General features: G+C 43.3%; 14 protein-coding genes. 8 read left to right on the forward strand and 6 right to left on the reverse strand.

Annotated elements, in window-relative coordinates:
- Nucleotides 1-67 precede the first annotated feature (67 nt).
- On the reverse strand, nucleotides 68-1,954 hold the full coding sequence (gene htpG / locus ACLI1A_RS18030) for a molecular chaperone HtpG (RefSeq protein WP_411410091.1): 1,887 nt from the start codon (nucleotides 1,952-1,954) through the stop codon (nucleotides 68-70).
- Nucleotides 1,955-2,306: 352 nt separating this feature from the next.
- Between htpG and ACLI1A_RS18035 the strand changes: the two genes are divergently transcribed.
- Nucleotides 2,307-2,756, forward strand: a complete 450-nt coding sequence (locus ACLI1A_RS18035; RefSeq protein ID WP_411410092.1) for a lipocalin family protein — start codon at nucleotides 2,307-2,309, stop codon at nucleotides 2,754-2,756.
- A 25-nt stretch (nucleotides 2,757-2,781) separates the two neighbouring features.
- Nucleotides 2,782-3,480: an OmpA family protein gene (locus ACLI1A_RS18040; RefSeq protein WP_411410093.1), complete on the forward strand. Its 699-nt coding sequence runs from the start codon at nucleotides 2,782-2,784 to the stop codon at nucleotides 3,478-3,480.
- A gap of 79 nt (nucleotides 3,481-3,559) precedes the next feature.
- Here the strand turns inward: ACLI1A_RS18040 and ACLI1A_RS18045 are convergent, their stop codons facing one another.
- Together ACLI1A_RS18045 and ACLI1A_RS18050 are read right to left on the reverse strand one after the other, a co-directional pair.
- Entirely contained in the window at nucleotides 3,560-4,159 is a 600-nt protein-coding gene (locus ACLI1A_RS18045) for an outer membrane beta-barrel protein (RefSeq protein ID WP_411410094.1), read from the reverse strand.
- A 186-nt stretch (nucleotides 4,160-4,345) separates the two neighbouring features.
- On the reverse strand, nucleotides 4,346-4,978 hold the full coding sequence (locus ACLI1A_RS18050) for an outer membrane beta-barrel protein (protein WP_411410095.1): 633 nt from the start codon (nucleotides 4,976-4,978) through the stop codon (nucleotides 4,346-4,348).
- 247 nt (nucleotides 4,979-5,225) lie between these two features.
- Between ACLI1A_RS18050 and ACLI1A_RS18055 the strand changes: the two genes are divergently transcribed.
- The 6 genes from ACLI1A_RS18055 (at nucleotide 5,226) to ACLI1A_RS18080 (ending at nucleotide 11,076) form a co-directional block, all read left to right on the forward strand.
- Nucleotides 5,226-6,188, forward strand: a complete 963-nt coding sequence (locus tag ACLI1A_RS18055) for an ABC transporter ATP-binding protein (protein WP_411410096.1) — start codon at nucleotides 5,226-5,228, stop codon at nucleotides 6,186-6,188.
- Between the two features lie 90 nt (nucleotides 6,189-6,278).
- Nucleotides 6,279-7,292, forward strand: a complete 1,014-nt coding sequence (locus ACLI1A_RS18060) for a 3-oxoacyl-ACP synthase III family protein (RefSeq protein WP_411410097.1) — start codon at nucleotides 6,279-6,281, stop codon at nucleotides 7,290-7,292.
- A 331-nt stretch (nucleotides 7,293-7,623) separates the two neighbouring features.
- Nucleotides 7,624-8,127 (forward strand): L,D-transpeptidase family protein, encoded by a 504-nt coding sequence (locus tag ACLI1A_RS18065; RefSeq protein WP_411410098.1) that lies wholly within the window; start codon nucleotides 7,624-7,626, stop codon nucleotides 8,125-8,127.
- Nucleotides 8,128-8,218: 91 nt separating this feature from the next.
- A complete protein-coding gene (locus ACLI1A_RS18070; RefSeq protein WP_411410099.1) occupies nucleotides 8,219-8,542 on the forward strand; it encodes a hypothetical protein in 324 nt (107 codons plus the stop codon).
- Between the two features lie 150 nt (nucleotides 8,543-8,692).
- Nucleotides 8,693-10,201 carry a T9SS type A sorting domain-containing protein gene (locus ACLI1A_RS18075; RefSeq protein ID WP_411410100.1) on the forward strand — a complete coding sequence of 503 codons (1,509 nt, stop codon included), beginning with the start codon at nucleotides 8,693-8,695 and terminating at the stop codon, nucleotides 10,199-10,201.
- 200 nt (nucleotides 10,202-10,401) lie between these two features.
- Complete coding sequence (locus ACLI1A_RS18080; RefSeq protein WP_411410101.1) at nucleotides 10,402-11,076, forward strand: barstar family protein; 675 nt, start codon at nucleotides 10,402-10,404, stop codon at nucleotides 11,074-11,076.
- Nucleotides 11,077-11,129: 53 nt separating this feature from the next.
- Here the strand turns inward: ACLI1A_RS18080 and ACLI1A_RS18085 are convergent, their stop codons facing one another.
- The 3 genes from ACLI1A_RS18085 to lptB form a co-directional block, all read right to left on the reverse strand.
- The gene (locus ACLI1A_RS18085) at nucleotides 11,130-11,714 is read right to left on the reverse strand and encodes a hypothetical protein (protein WP_411410102.1); all 585 of its coding nucleotides are present in this window, start codon (nucleotides 11,712-11,714) and stop codon (nucleotides 11,130-11,132) included.
- Between the two features lie 32 nt (nucleotides 11,715-11,746).
- Entirely contained in the window at nucleotides 11,747-12,019 is a 273-nt protein-coding gene (locus ACLI1A_RS18090) for a DUF6966 domain-containing protein (RefSeq protein WP_411410103.1), read from the reverse strand.
- 381 nt (nucleotides 12,020-12,400) lie between these two features.
- Nucleotides 12,401-13,213, reverse strand: a complete 813-nt coding sequence (gene lptB, locus ACLI1A_RS18095; RefSeq protein WP_411410104.1) for an LPS export ABC transporter ATP-binding protein — start codon at nucleotides 13,211-13,213, stop codon at nucleotides 12,401-12,403.
- Nucleotides 13,214-13,230 lie beyond the last annotated feature (17 nt).

The following is a 13,230-nucleotide window of genomic DNA, read 5'->3' on the forward strand; positions in this document are numbered from 1 at the left end:
GCTTTTCAGCCACAGGTTTGTATCATTGAGTGAGCGTCTATCATCTATTATCTCACATCTTGCCGTCTTATTTTATCAGTTCAAAGCTACGTTTTACAAACGCTGTAAGCTCCTCACCTTTTAGCAGGTTTTGGCTCAGTTTAGCTAAGTCCAGCGCCTGCTTAATAAGGCCTTCGCGTTGTGCTGCGTCTTCGGTTGCAAGGATGCTGCCTGCCAGGTTACTATTAGTATTTACCACCAGGTTGTACATATCCGGGAAGTTACCCATACCAAACATACCGCCGCCTCCGCTTTTGCTCATGTCCTTCATACGGCGCATAAACTCTGGCTGGGTGATAATGAATGGAGCCGACGCGCTGTCCATAGCCTCAAGCTGTACAGTGTAAGTAGCCTTAGGCACTACCGTTTCTACCGCGTCTTTCAACTTGGTTTTTTCGTCTTCGCTAAGCTTCGAAATCTGCTCCTCGTCTTTTTGTATCAGCCTGTCTATATGGTCGGCATCCACACGGGCAAAAGTAAGATTCTCGTTATCAGCCTCCAGTTTTTGTATAAGGTGCGAAACGATAGGGCTATCCAGCAGCAGCACTTCGTACCCTTTATCTTTAGCAGCAGCAATATAGCTGTGCTGCGCATCTTTATCTGAAGCGTACAGCACAACCAGCTTACCGTCTTTATCGGTTTGTGTGGCAGCCAGTTTTTCCTTCAGCTCATCCAGTGTAAAGTATGTATCGTCAACCGTAGGGTACAGCACAAACGCACCGGCTTTTTCATAGAACTTCGGCTCGCTAAGCATACCGTACTCCAGCACTATTTTAATGTCGTTCCATTTTTGCTCGAAATCCTCACGGTTTTCATTAAACAGCGATTTCAGCTTATCAGCTACCTTACGGGTAATGTAGTTGCTTATCTTTTTTACAGCACCGTCGGCCTGCAGGTATGAGCGCGACACGTTTAGCGGAATGTCCGGGCTGTCTATAACACCGCGCAGCATGGTAAGGAACTCCGGTACTATACCCTCTACATTATCGGTAACAAACACCTGGTTTTGGTACAGCTGTATTTTATCTTTCTGTACCTGTAGGTCGGCCGAAAGTTTCGGGAAGTACAGGATACCTGTTAGGTTAAACGGATAATCTACATTCAGGTGAATGTTAAACAACGGCTCCTCAAACTGCATAGGGTACAGTTCGCGGTAGAAGTTTTTATAATCTTCATCCGTCAACTCGGCAGGCTGCTTGGTCCATGCCGGGTTTGGATTATTGATGATGTTATCTACCTCAATGGTTTCGGCCACATAGTCATCGCCTGCATCTTCCGGTTTAGGAAGCGTTTCTGTTTTAGTACCAAATTTAATAGGCACCGGCATAAACTTATTGTACTTAGTAAGCAGTTCGCGGATTTTAAATTCCTCAAGGAACTCCAGCGAATCTTCTGCTACATGCAAGATAATCTCGGTACCGCGGTCGGTTTTTTCAGCCGGGGCCAGGGTAAACTCAGGGCTGCCGTCGCATACCCAGTGTACCGCAGGTTCGTCTTTATAAGACTTGGTAATAATTTCTACTTTTTCTGCCACCATAAAGGCCGAGTAGAAACCAAGACCGAAGTGGCCTATGATACCTGAATCTTTGGCAGAGTCCTTATATTTTTCAAGAAACTCCTCGGCTCCCGAAAAAGCCACCTGGTTAATGTATTTTTCTACTTCCTCACCCGTCATACCCAGACCCTGGTCGACGATGCGGATCTGCTTGTTTTCTTTGTCAACCTGTACTTCAATTTTCGGGTTGCCATATTCTACTTTCGCCTCACCTATACTGGTAAGGTGCTTTAGCTTAAGCGTAGCATCTGTAGCGTTACTAACAAGCTCACGAAGGAAGATTTCGTGGTCACTGTATAAAAACTTCTTGATTAACGGGAAGATGTTCTCTACCGAAACATTGATTTTTCCTGTTGCCATATATCTTATTGTTATGTTTAATTGTTTTCGGAATCGTTTCATTCAAAATAAATACCAAACCACACAAAGTGACAAATTGACATTAAACCCCATTTACACCTAAGACAATTGTTAAAGCCGGGATTTTTTAAGAAAAATTTAATCCATGATTAAAAGCTCCTACAGAATGAGGATTTTGGTTTAAATTCAATATGCTTTTACACAACAGGTTATTTTATTTTACAATTTCTTAGCGCAATTCCTGTTAAAAAAACACGAAGACACTTGCATCTTTGCGGCATAGCACACTACCTTTATACTGAAATTTCGACCGGTATTGAAGGCCGGCAACTAAATGTAAAACTGACTCATTATGAAAAAGATTCTTTCATTATGCCTTATGCTGGTGCTGTTTGCAGCATGCGGCTCGCTCGACCAAAAATCGCAATCAGGCCTTAAAGGTAACTGGACAATAACCAGTGTTACCTATCCGGGAAGCGAGTACATTAAAGTAACATCGTTTGATGTGGCCGACTCGCAATGCTTTGTAGGCAGCAGCTGGAACTTTATATCTAACAACAACAAAGGCACCATGACCGTAGCCAAAGGCGGCTGCCCATCATTTAGCAGCCCTATTGTATGGACAGTAACCAAAACCGGCGATTTTACCCTTAAAATTACCGAAGGACAAAAAGCTAAACGCGTTAGCGAAGGTTACTTCCTGAAAATGCAAAACCAGACTGAAAACTCATTCCAGCTGGTAGATAATGTTACTGTAGGCGGCAAAACTGTAGCCGTTACCTACAACTTTAGCAAAATATAATCCCTGAACACTAAATAACGTTACTATGAAAAATCTGAAAATATATTTACTTACGGCAATTTTTGCTGCGAGTTTTAGCTTTACCTCTTGCGAGGCTGTAAAAAACACTAACAATACCCAGCGTGGTGCAGCGGCAGGCGCTGTGGGTGGTGCTGTAATAGGCGGTATCCTGGGTAACAACATAGGCAAAGGAGGCAATACCGCACTGGGTGCCATTATAGGCGGTGCTGTAGGTGGCGTAGCCGGTGGCCTTATAGGAAACCACATGGACAAACAGGCCCAGAAAATAGAAACAGCACTACCGGGAGCTCAGGTAGAACGTGTAGGTGAAGGTATAAAACTTACACTGGGTGAAAACTCGGTAAACTTTGACCTAAACAAAAGTACACTTACTGCCAAGGCTAAAGCCAACCTGGACAAACTGATACCGGTATTTAATGAATACCCTGACACTAACATTCAAATCTTTGGATACACAGACAGTAGTGGCAGCGACGAATACAACCTGAAACTAAGTAAAGAGCGTGCTGCATCTGTTGTAGCCTACATGGGCTCTAAAGGACTTGCGGCATCGCGTTTTACCACAGACGGCAAGGGCGAGGCAGATCCTATTGCCACTAACGACACCCCTGAAGGAAGGGCGCAAAACCGCCGTGTGGAGTTTGCCATTACTGCAAACGAAAAAATGGTACAGGACGCGGAAAAACAGGCTGCAAAACAATAATTTCAGTCCATATATAATACAAATGGCTGCCTCATATGAGAGCAGCCATTTTTTATATCCGGATATTTATTACTTAAAATTACCTCCAGTCTGAAGTGGAGCCATTCCGCCCGAAATACCATGTAAGCCCTACACTTAGTGTGGCATATTTCCCCGTAAAATAGTCATAACGCCCATTACCGTTAAAAGCATAGTTCTGCTTGAAGTTTAGCACTCCCGAAAGGTCTCCTGTAATAGCCACATTTGGCGACAAGTAAAACTGTGCCGTACCTCCTATTATAAAATGTCCGCCTTTATCAGTAGCGCCTTCTTCCGTTTTCAGTATTGTAGCTCCCCCACCGGCATGCACCAGCATATTAAAGGTATAGGCTGCCACATCGCTTACCCTAAATGCCCTGCCTACATTGTACACCGCCTGTAATGACAATCTGTTCAGGGTAGTATTTTCACCTACGCCTGATTTAAACATATCATAGCCATAGTCTGCCTTTGCACCCCAGTATTCGTTATACATATACCGCACACCTACATCAAAGTGGTTAAAGCCGCTAAGCACAGGGCCCCGACTGTAATTAAATCCGTAACCGGCTTCAACAGAATATTGGCTGAAATGGTTTTTTTCCTGCGCAAATGCGGCACCGCACATAAACAATGCGATTAGGCTCATCTTCTTTTTCATACATAAGTTTTTACGGCCGTGCGGCCTGTTTATATAAAGCTCATGTAATAGTAAGGCATAGGTACTTTTATTGCTATAACGCCGGATTTGACAATAATAGCTTACAAGCCCTGTTAAAATACACTTAATTTCGGGCATAAAAAAAGGCCGCAAAAGCAGCCTTAATTCTATGAAATATTTTTAATATTACCTCCAGTCGTTGTCTGATGCGTAACGTCCAAGATAAACGATAATCCCTACCGATATTGTAGAAGTACCACCTATAAACCTTTTAGCTCCCTTGTCCGTGCTAGGTTCATGAAATTGTCCATCATAATCCCTGTGCTGAGAGTAGTTCATAACATAAGTCCAGTCAGCATAAAGAGAAACACGCTCACCAAGGTACAGTTGCGGAGTAAGACCAAGCACAACGTTTGACATACTGTCGGTTTGGTCACCTTCAGGCATGTTTATAGGCTTAATCTGAGAATAACCGACACCACCATGAGCAAGGATGTTAAGATTATCAACATACTCAGCCCAGTCTAAAAAACGCCCCAGGTTGTAAACAGCCTGAACCGAAACCCTGGTGTAGTTTGTACCGGTTTCCAGTGTAGGTGTGGCATCATAGCGGTACTTATCAAAACCGGCATCCAGTTTTACCCCCCATGATTCATTCCACATGTACCTTACACCACCTTCAAAATGGCCAAATTCAGTACTAATAGGCTTTCCAGATATTCCAAGCCCATACCCCCCCTCAATCGAAAATTGCCTGCGCTGACAATATGCAGACGCGGTAACTAGCATAGCTACTACAAGTAATGTAATTTTATTCATTGGTTAATTTTTTTAGGAACTTTGCAAATATATTAACTTTTTTTGAAAATTAACATATAAAAAGCTCGTTTGCAGTTTTTTAAACATTAATTACCTATCAGACAAGAGAAATATTGCCATTTTTTAAATATTATGTGCCTTTTTTTTAACGATTAACAGTTAAGTGATTGGAAACCCTATTTTTTTAATAAAATTAATTTCCGTAAATTCTTATTGAATATTTTTGCATGGTAATTTAACGAGTCGTATGCTGGCAGTAAAAAACATAACTTTCGGGTATACCGAAACCACAATAATACACAACATAAGCTTTAATGCAAAGACAGGCCAAAACATAGCCGTAATAGGCGAAAGTGGCTGTGGCAAAAGTACTTTGCTAAAACTTGTATACGGCCTCTATGACCTGAACGGGGGTGAAATTACCTATAAAGGCGAAGTAGTAACAGGCCCAAAATTCAACCTGATACCCGGTATGCCTTATATGAAATACCTGGCACAGGATTTTGACCTTATGCCCTACACCACAGCAGCAGAAAATGTAGGAAGCTTCCTGAGTAACATCTATGTAGAGGAAAAACAAAACCGCATAATGGAGTTACTGCAAATTGTGGAAATGGAAGCCTTTGCAGACACTAAAGTACAATACCTTAGCGGCGGGCAACAGCAACGCATAGCCCTGGCCAAGGTACTGGCTCTGGAACCCGAAGTACTGCTGCTGGACGAACCCTTTAGCCATATAGATAACTTCAGAAAAAATGCCCTGCGCCGAAACCTGTTTGCCTACCTGAAAAAGAAAGGCATTACCGTAATTGTAGCCACCCACGACAGTACCGATGCCCTGTCTTTTGCCGATGAAACCATAGTAATAAAAGACGGCAGGCTTATAGACAAAGCCCCCAGCAGGGACATCTATTTTAATGCCACAAACAAGTATACAGCATCGCTTTTTGGTGAGGTAAACGAGATAAAACTGGAACTGCTTACCCTTACAAAAAACACTGAAGAAACCGTACTTATATACCCGCACCAGCTTATTGTAGCCGAAAGCGGCCCACTTAAAGTAACCGTAAAACAGTGCTATTTTAAAGGCAACCGCTACCTGGTTAAAGGAGCGCTGGGTAGGCAGGTTATCTTCTTTGAAAACCAAAAGGAAATACCTGCCGAAACCGAAGTAACCCTGGCGGTAGACCGTAACGCCTTTGGTAGCTGAAAAATACGCATTTGTTAGAAAAATATTGTAAATTTGGTTTTTACACAAAAAACAAAATAGTTTTACGTCGCATTTTATAAAATACTAAAAATGTACCACTCTAAGATATCAGGCCTCGGGTACTACGTACCATCAAACGTAGTAACAAACGACGACCTCTCTAAATTAATGGACACCAACGATGCCTGGATACAGGAGCGTACCGGCATACAGGAGCGCCGCCACGTAGTTAAAGGCGATGGCGACACTACCACAACCATGGGCGTAAAAGCCGCACAGGTAGCCATAGAACGTGCCGGTATAAGCAAAGACGATATTGATTTCATCATCTTTGCCACGCTAAGTCCTGACTATTATTTTCCGGGACCGGGTGTACTGGTACAAAGGGATTTAGGCCTTACCCGTACCGTGGGGGCGCTGGATATCCGTAACCAGTGTTCGGGGTTTATATATGCCATTTCGGTTGCCGACCAGTTCATTAAAACCGGCATGTACAAAAACATACTAATCATTGGTTCTGAACTACATAGCACAGGGTTAGACATGACCACAAGGGGCCGAAACGTATCGGTTATTTTTGGCGATGGAGCCGGTGCTGCCGTGCTTACACGTGAGGAAGACCTGACCAAAGGCATACTGTCTACCCACCTGCACAGCGAAGGGCAACATGCTGAGGAACTGAGCCTTATAGCTCCCGGAATGGGCAAGCGCTGGGTGACTGACATCCTTGCCGAGAACGACCCGGAAGACGTATCGTACTACCCGTATATGAATGGGCAGTTTGTGTTTAAAAACGCAGTACAACGTTTTGCCGAAGTAATCATGGAAGGATTGACAACCAACAACTTACAGGTTTCAGATATAGATATGCTGATACCGCACCAGGCCAACCTACGCATCAGTCAATTCATTCAGCATAAGTTTAAACTAACTGACGACCAAGTATTTAATAACATTATGAAATACGGAAATACCACTGCGGCATCTGTGCCTATTGCGCTTACCGAAGCCTGGGAACAGGGTAAAATTAAGGAAGGTGACACTGTGGTGCTGGCAGCTTTTGGTAGCGGATTTACCTGGGGCAGTGCGATTATAAAATGGTAATTTCTTTGTTTAAGGTTTAAAGTTTAAAGTTACAAGTCGGGTCCTTCTTTGGTTTACACTAAAGAAGGATTTTTCTTATATATTTTTTTAGCACAGCTTTTTTTGCCGCAAAAAAGCGTGTACAAAGCGTATACAATGAGTTTACAAAGCGTAAACAAAGTGTAAACATTTCCGCTACCAGTGTCAACACTGCAGCAACTACAAAACACAACCCTCTGCAGTCTTTTTTATTCCCTCCATTTTACTGAACAACCGCTTTCAGCCCCCTTTTCGTATCGATTAATTTTGTACTTTCATTTTTCAGTTAGCAACGACCATGAAACCAAAACGTATGTTGTACTTTTTCACCTTAGTCATCATCGCACTGACGGTGTACTATTTTTACCCCGAAAAAATGCTGCCGCCCGGTACGGTTATAGACCGCCTGGTGGTACTTAAAAGCAAACGCAAAATGGAAGCCTACAGCAATGGCGCGCTAATAAAAACCTATACCGTATCTTTGGGGTTTAACCCGTCGGGGCACAAACAGTTTGAAGGCGACGGCTGCACCCCCGAAGGCACCTATACCATAAACGCCCGTAATGCCAATAGCGGCTACCACAAAAACCTGGGCGTAAGCTACCCTAACGATGCCGACCGCGCCCATGCTGCCAAATACGAAAAAAGCCCCGGCGGCGATATTAAGATACACGGCATAAAAAACGGGCGTGGTTATATAGGCAAGTTTCAGCGGTGGCACGACTGGACACACGGTTGTATAGCGGTAACCAATGCCGAAATTGATGAGCTGTTTATTGCTGTAAAGGACGGTGCCGAAATAGAGATTTTGCAGTAAATATCCTTACCTGCCACGAATTTCACGAATTACCACCAATTAATTAGTGTTAATTAGCGAAATTCGTGGCTAAACAGAAAATAAAAAATTAATGACACTCCCCGAACTCATACACTACTTTACCGAAGGCAACAGCTACGAAGATTTTTGCAAGGCACAGGGCATTAACCGTTTTGCCGAAATTGAAATTTATATGCAAAAACCCTTTGGTATCAACGGCAAGGTGGAGTTTTTTAAAATTGAAGAAACCGCAGGCAAGGCAGAACACTACTACAACGGATCTGAGTTTTATGTAATGTTTGGGTTTCAGTATTTTCTTAATGCCGTTAAGGAAGCGGATAAAGGCGACGATTTTATAAACGAAATAGACCTTGCATTAAAGCTGATAGACTACGCTGAACGGAATAATTACTGATTGCGACAGACACTGATTGCAACAGACACTGAGATAATAGACGCCTGCCCGAACAACAGAAATTTTACCCCTACCCTGCTGTTTTACAGAGATTTTACGTAACTTTAATTAGCTTTTAAGGCAAAATAACCAAACGCTAAGCACCTACTCATGAACAAAATTTCTCTAACCCTTAGCCTTGCGCTTACATGGGCTGCACTGCACGCACAAGCCCCTGAAATCAGCTGGAAAAAGACTTACGGAGGCTCCGGAAACGACGGCCTTAGTGCTGTAGAAAATCTGCCCGGAGGCGGCCACATTATAGCCGGATACACCGACTCTGTTGACGGGGATGTTACCCAGCCAGTAGTGGGCATGCAGGATTTATGGTTGCTTAAAACAGATGATTCAGGCACCATACTTTGGCAAAAAACCATAGGCAACGTAAACTCTGAAATGCCAAACGATATAGCACTTACCTCAGACGGAGGCTACATTATAGCCGGGTCGCACAACAGCCCAAACAGTTCGTACGGATATGATTTCCTGATTGTAAAAACAGACAGTGAGGGGAATGCTGAATGGCAAAAAATACTGGGTGGCACCGGCTATGATGTGGCTCACGGCGTACACCCCACACCCGATGGGGGCTATATAGTAGCAGGCGAAAGCACCTCTAACGACGGCGATGCAGTAGCAGGCCACGGCATGTCAGACTTTTGGGTGCTGAAACTTGACAGCGAAGGAAATACAACCTGGCAAAAAAAGTTTGGAGGCACGCTAAATGATATCTGCATGGCCATACAGCCTACCAGCGACGGAGGTTATGTTGTAGCCGGAGTTACAGAATCTACCAACGGCGATGTTACCGGAAACCATGGCATGAACGATTACTGGCTTATAAAACTGAATGCCAATGGCGATAAGATGTGGCAAAAAACGTATGGAGGCACCAGTATAGACTATGGCCTTGTAATGACCCTGGCTTCCGATGGTGGCTATCTGCTGTCGGGCTTTGTTTTTTCAAATGACGGCGATGTTACCGGAAACCACGGGGCAGCCGATATGTGGGTAGTAAAAACCAATGCTACAGGCACCATAGAGTGGCAAAAAAGCATGGGAGGCACAAACAATGAAACAACTTATGATGTAATAACTACACAAGACGGCGGCTATCTCTTAGGTGGCTATGCCATGTCGGCTGACGGCGACCTTACCGTAAATCAAGGCAATACCGACTACTGGGTAGTAAAGCTAAGCAGCAGCGGAACATTAGAGTGGCAAAAAAGCATGGGAGGCAGCAATCTTGATTATGTAAAAGGCCTGCGCGAAACAGCCAACAACGAATATATTATTGTAGGCAACAGCCGTTCGGGTGATGGCGATGTGGGAGGAAACCTAGGCAATGAAGACTTTTGGGTAGTACAACTGGGAGAAGTTGTATCGGGAATAGATATACCTGAAAAAATGAACATTACAGCCTACCCAAATCCTGCCGCCGACATATTGTTTTTTTCGGAACCTATACAAAACATAAAAGTTGTTACCATAGACGGAAAAGAAGTACTTACCGCACAAAACACCTCGAAAATCAGCACAAGCCATTTGCCTCCCGGAATGTATTTTACCGAAATAACAACAGGCAACAACAGGCAGAAAATGAAATTTTTAAAACAATAGCAACAACACTCAGGGCTATCACCTACTTTTGTGTTAGCTTTATTTACAACTTTTTCTCGCCAATAGACTACGCTGAACGGAATGGATTTTACATTGCGGCAGGCGCTGAGATAATAGATAATAGATGAGAGATGAGAGACTGTAGGCATTTGTTGCCGATTTCAATTCTTTATCGTTTAAAACCTGAATAAACCAACCACATGATTCCCATTAAAATTTCTTTAGAAGGCCACTTATTGGGGCAAGCCGCTTATATTTTCTCTGACAGCCGGGGAGAACATTACCTCTATCATTTTGAAGCTGCTGAAGAAATGATGGTAGAACAAGGCAGTATTATACTGGCTGAAATTCACCTTGATAACGGCACTGAACAAAACCTTTACCATACGGAACAGTGGCACATTACCCAGCCATTGTTTATAAAAAGTACGTTTTGTGTGTGCGTTTTTGCAGATATTATTGAAGTACCTGATTACAGCCAGTATGACCAATCAGTAATTGATGTGCTTTTTTTTAACGACGAACCAGTGCACCTAATGCAATACCTGAAGTGCCAGTACAGCTATAATTTAGCCTGCCTTAGGCTGAATGGCATTAGCGAACAAACGCTTTGTGATAAAAACATTACGTTAGACTGCAATACTATGCACACTAAGTTTATGTTTTACACACAGCTCGCCGAATCGCTCATGGGGCCTAAAGCGTATATAGGAAGCAACCTCGATGCATTTTATGACTGCCTGAAACACCTAACCCTGCAAAACTGCACTGTAAACCTGGTTAACCACAAAAACTTGGCAACACTTTTTACCGCACAGCATTTAACCTATTTAATGGACAACCTTAAAACGCATTTCAACGTAAATATGCTATAAACCCTAAAAAAGGAACACAACAAAAGTAAGAGGCAATCAAAACCGGCAACCTATTACCCACCCGACATAAAACGGGTCATCATTTTTTGCATTTTATCGTCAGCCGGCACCACCATTTTAATCAGTTGCCTTTGGCATAACAGGGGTTCACGGTACAAATCAGTTAGTTCATAGGCCTTAGACGAACCCAGACCTATTTGCAGCCCCATAAGTTCATTTATTACATCAAGGGCAAAACTGTAAAGCGGTTCGGCCCGCAATCCGCCGGGGAACTCACTTATCAGCGTATCGCTTATCTCTAATAATATTTCGCGCTCCCTTAACAAATTGGTGCTTTCCTTTGCAAGTTGCAGCCGGGGCTGCAAGGTTTTAACAACATATTCCATGTTACGCACATGGTCATAGCTTTCTACTATTTTGCCCAGTATTGCTGCTATATCATCATTGTGTTCGCTAAAACTATTGGTTAACTTCCACTGATTTCCGTCTAACTTAGAAATAACAATCCTGTTTTGGTCTTTCAGGGCAAAAGTATAGTAATGGAAATCAGACGACTTGTCTACGGTGCCGTATATTTTTAACTCATGAGGCTCGCCGTTAATAATGATTTGTGTAGTAAGTGATGGTTGATTTAGCATATTGATTAGGTTATTTATATGTGGGTAATACTTTAATCCCAAAGGGAGCCTATTGCACTGTAAAGTCCGTTTCTAAGACGATTCAGTTCGTCGTTCTCCTCCATGCACAGCGCTCCGTCTTTATAAAGAACCAGGTCTGCAAACGACCCCGCCCCACCGTACACAGACAGTATGTTTCGGTAAACAGCCTTGTTTTCACCGGTTTCAAGTTGGGCTATAAAATCGTCGAACCTGACTGCCCAGCCGGTTTCGCCCACCTGCACAAGCAAGTGATAAATAGCTTCGCAATGCTCCTTTATACCCATGTAATTATTTATTTATTCCTGTTTTCTATACTAAAACACTGGGTTGTAGTGATCCATACATCAAACTCCTTTTGGGAATCAATTATTTGCACAGAGTTATCCTCCTTATCAGTCACTTTAACAGGGAATCCAGTCTCTAATACCGCATGATACAGCTGAGTTAACATTTTATGATGGTATCTATTAAAAGTTACTGTGTCACTACTAAAGTCTTTCCCGTACAGATAAACCATTTCAGAATCCTGGAGTTGAATCTCATATTTAATATTATACATAACATTCCAGTTTTTAAAATTGAAAACACGCTACTTATTAATCGCGCAAACAATAAACACAAAACGCACCCGTAAGGTGCGTTTGCTAATATATAAAATTTTCAGGTTATTCCTCTGTGCTGTCGGTAGCAGTTTCGGTAACCACCTCAGCTTCCTGTTGCTTGCCGGGCTTGGGTGCATAAAAGTCGATCTTTTTGCGGCGCAACTCAAAGTTTTGCCCCAGGTATACCTTACGCACCATTTCGTCGCTTGCCAGGTCTTCGGGCACACCTGCCTTAAGGATACCACCCTCAAACATCAGGTAGGTTTTATCGGTAATAGCCAGGGTTTCCTGTACGTTGTGGTCGGTAATCAATATGCCTATGTTGCGGTCTTTCAGCTGGGCTACAATACGCTGAATGTCCTCTACCGCTACGGGGTCTACCCCCGCAAACGGCTCATCGAGTAATATAAACTTAGGATCGGTAGCCAGTGCACGGGCTATCTCAGTACGGCGGCGTTCGCCACCGCTCAGCAGGTCGCCGCGGTTTGTACGGATGTGTCCCAGCGAAAACTCCTCTATAAGCGCCTCCATCTTGGCCTCCTGCTCCTTTTTGGTCAGGGTGGTAAGCTGTAGTACGCTTAGTATGTTGTCTTCTATGCTCAGCTTACGAAAAACCGATGCTTCCTGTGCCAGGTAGCCTATGCCGTGCTGTGCACGCTTGTACATCGGGAAATCGGTAATCTCGGTCTGGTCCAGGAAAATCTTACCGCTGTTTGGCTTTACAAGCCCCACAATCATGTAAAACGAGGTAGTTTTACCGGCACCGTTTGGCCCCAGCAGCCCCACAATTTCGCCCTGGTTTACCTCTACCGAAATGCCTTTTACCACACTACGGCCTTTATATGTTTTTATTAAATTTTCTGCCCTTAACTTCATTACTTTAATTGTTTAAT

The organism is Flavobacterium sp. RHBU_3 (genome assembly GCF_046613565.1).
Lineage (GTDB): Bacteria > Bacteroidota > Bacteroidia > Flavobacteriales > Flavobacteriaceae > Flavobacterium.

Bases quoted from the DNA above. Each gene is read 5' to 3' on its own strand.
- ACLI1A_RS18075 (WP_411410100.1), top strand. From the start codon at position 8,693: ATGAACAAAATTTCTCTAACCCTTAGCCTTGCGCTTACATGGGCTGCA.
- ACLI1A_RS18055 (WP_411410096.1), top strand. From the start codon at position 5,226: ATGCTGGCAGTAAAAAACATAACTTTCGGGTATACCGAAACCACAATA.
- ACLI1A_RS18090 (WP_411410103.1), bottom strand. From the start codon at position 12,019: ATGGGTATAAAGGAGCATTGCGAAGCTATTTATCACTTGCTTGTGCAG.
- ACLI1A_RS18065 (WP_411410098.1), top strand. From the start codon at position 7,624: ATGTTGTACTTTTTCACCTTAGTCATCATCGCACTGACGGTGTACTAT.
- ACLI1A_RS18050 (WP_411410095.1), bottom strand. From the start codon at position 4,978: ATGAATAAAATTACATTACTTGTAGTAGCTATGCTAGTTACCGCGTCT.
- ACLI1A_RS18070 (WP_411410099.1), top strand. From the start codon at position 8,219: ATGACACTCCCCGAACTCATACACTACTTTACCGAAGGCAACAGCTAC.
- ACLI1A_RS18080 (WP_411410101.1), top strand. From the start codon at position 10,402: ATGATTCCCATTAAAATTTCTTTAGAAGGCCACTTATTGGGGCAAGCC.
- ACLI1A_RS18040 (WP_411410093.1), top strand. From the start codon at position 2,782: ATGAAAAATCTGAAAATATATTTACTTACGGCAATTTTTGCTGCGAGT.
- ACLI1A_RS18085 (WP_411410102.1), bottom strand. From the start codon at position 11,714: ATGCTAAATCAACCATCACTTACTACACAAATCATTATTAACGGCGAG.
- ACLI1A_RS18060 (WP_411410097.1), top strand. From the start codon at position 6,279: ATGTACCACTCTAAGATATCAGGCCTCGGGTACTACGTACCATCAAAC.
- ACLI1A_RS18035 (WP_411410092.1), top strand. From the start codon at position 2,307: ATGAAAAAGATTCTTTCATTATGCCTTATGCTGGTGCTGTTTGCAGCA.
- htpG (WP_411410091.1), bottom strand. From the start codon at position 1,954: ATGGCAACAGGAAAAATCAATGTTTCGGTAGAGAACATCTTCCCGTTA.
- ACLI1A_RS18045 (WP_411410094.1), bottom strand. From the start codon at position 4,159: ATGAAAAAGAAGATGAGCCTAATCGCATTGTTTATGTGCGGTGCCGCA.
- lptB (WP_411410104.1), bottom strand. From the start codon at position 13,213: ATGAAGTTAAGGGCAGAAAATTTAATAAAAACATATAAAGGCCGTAGT.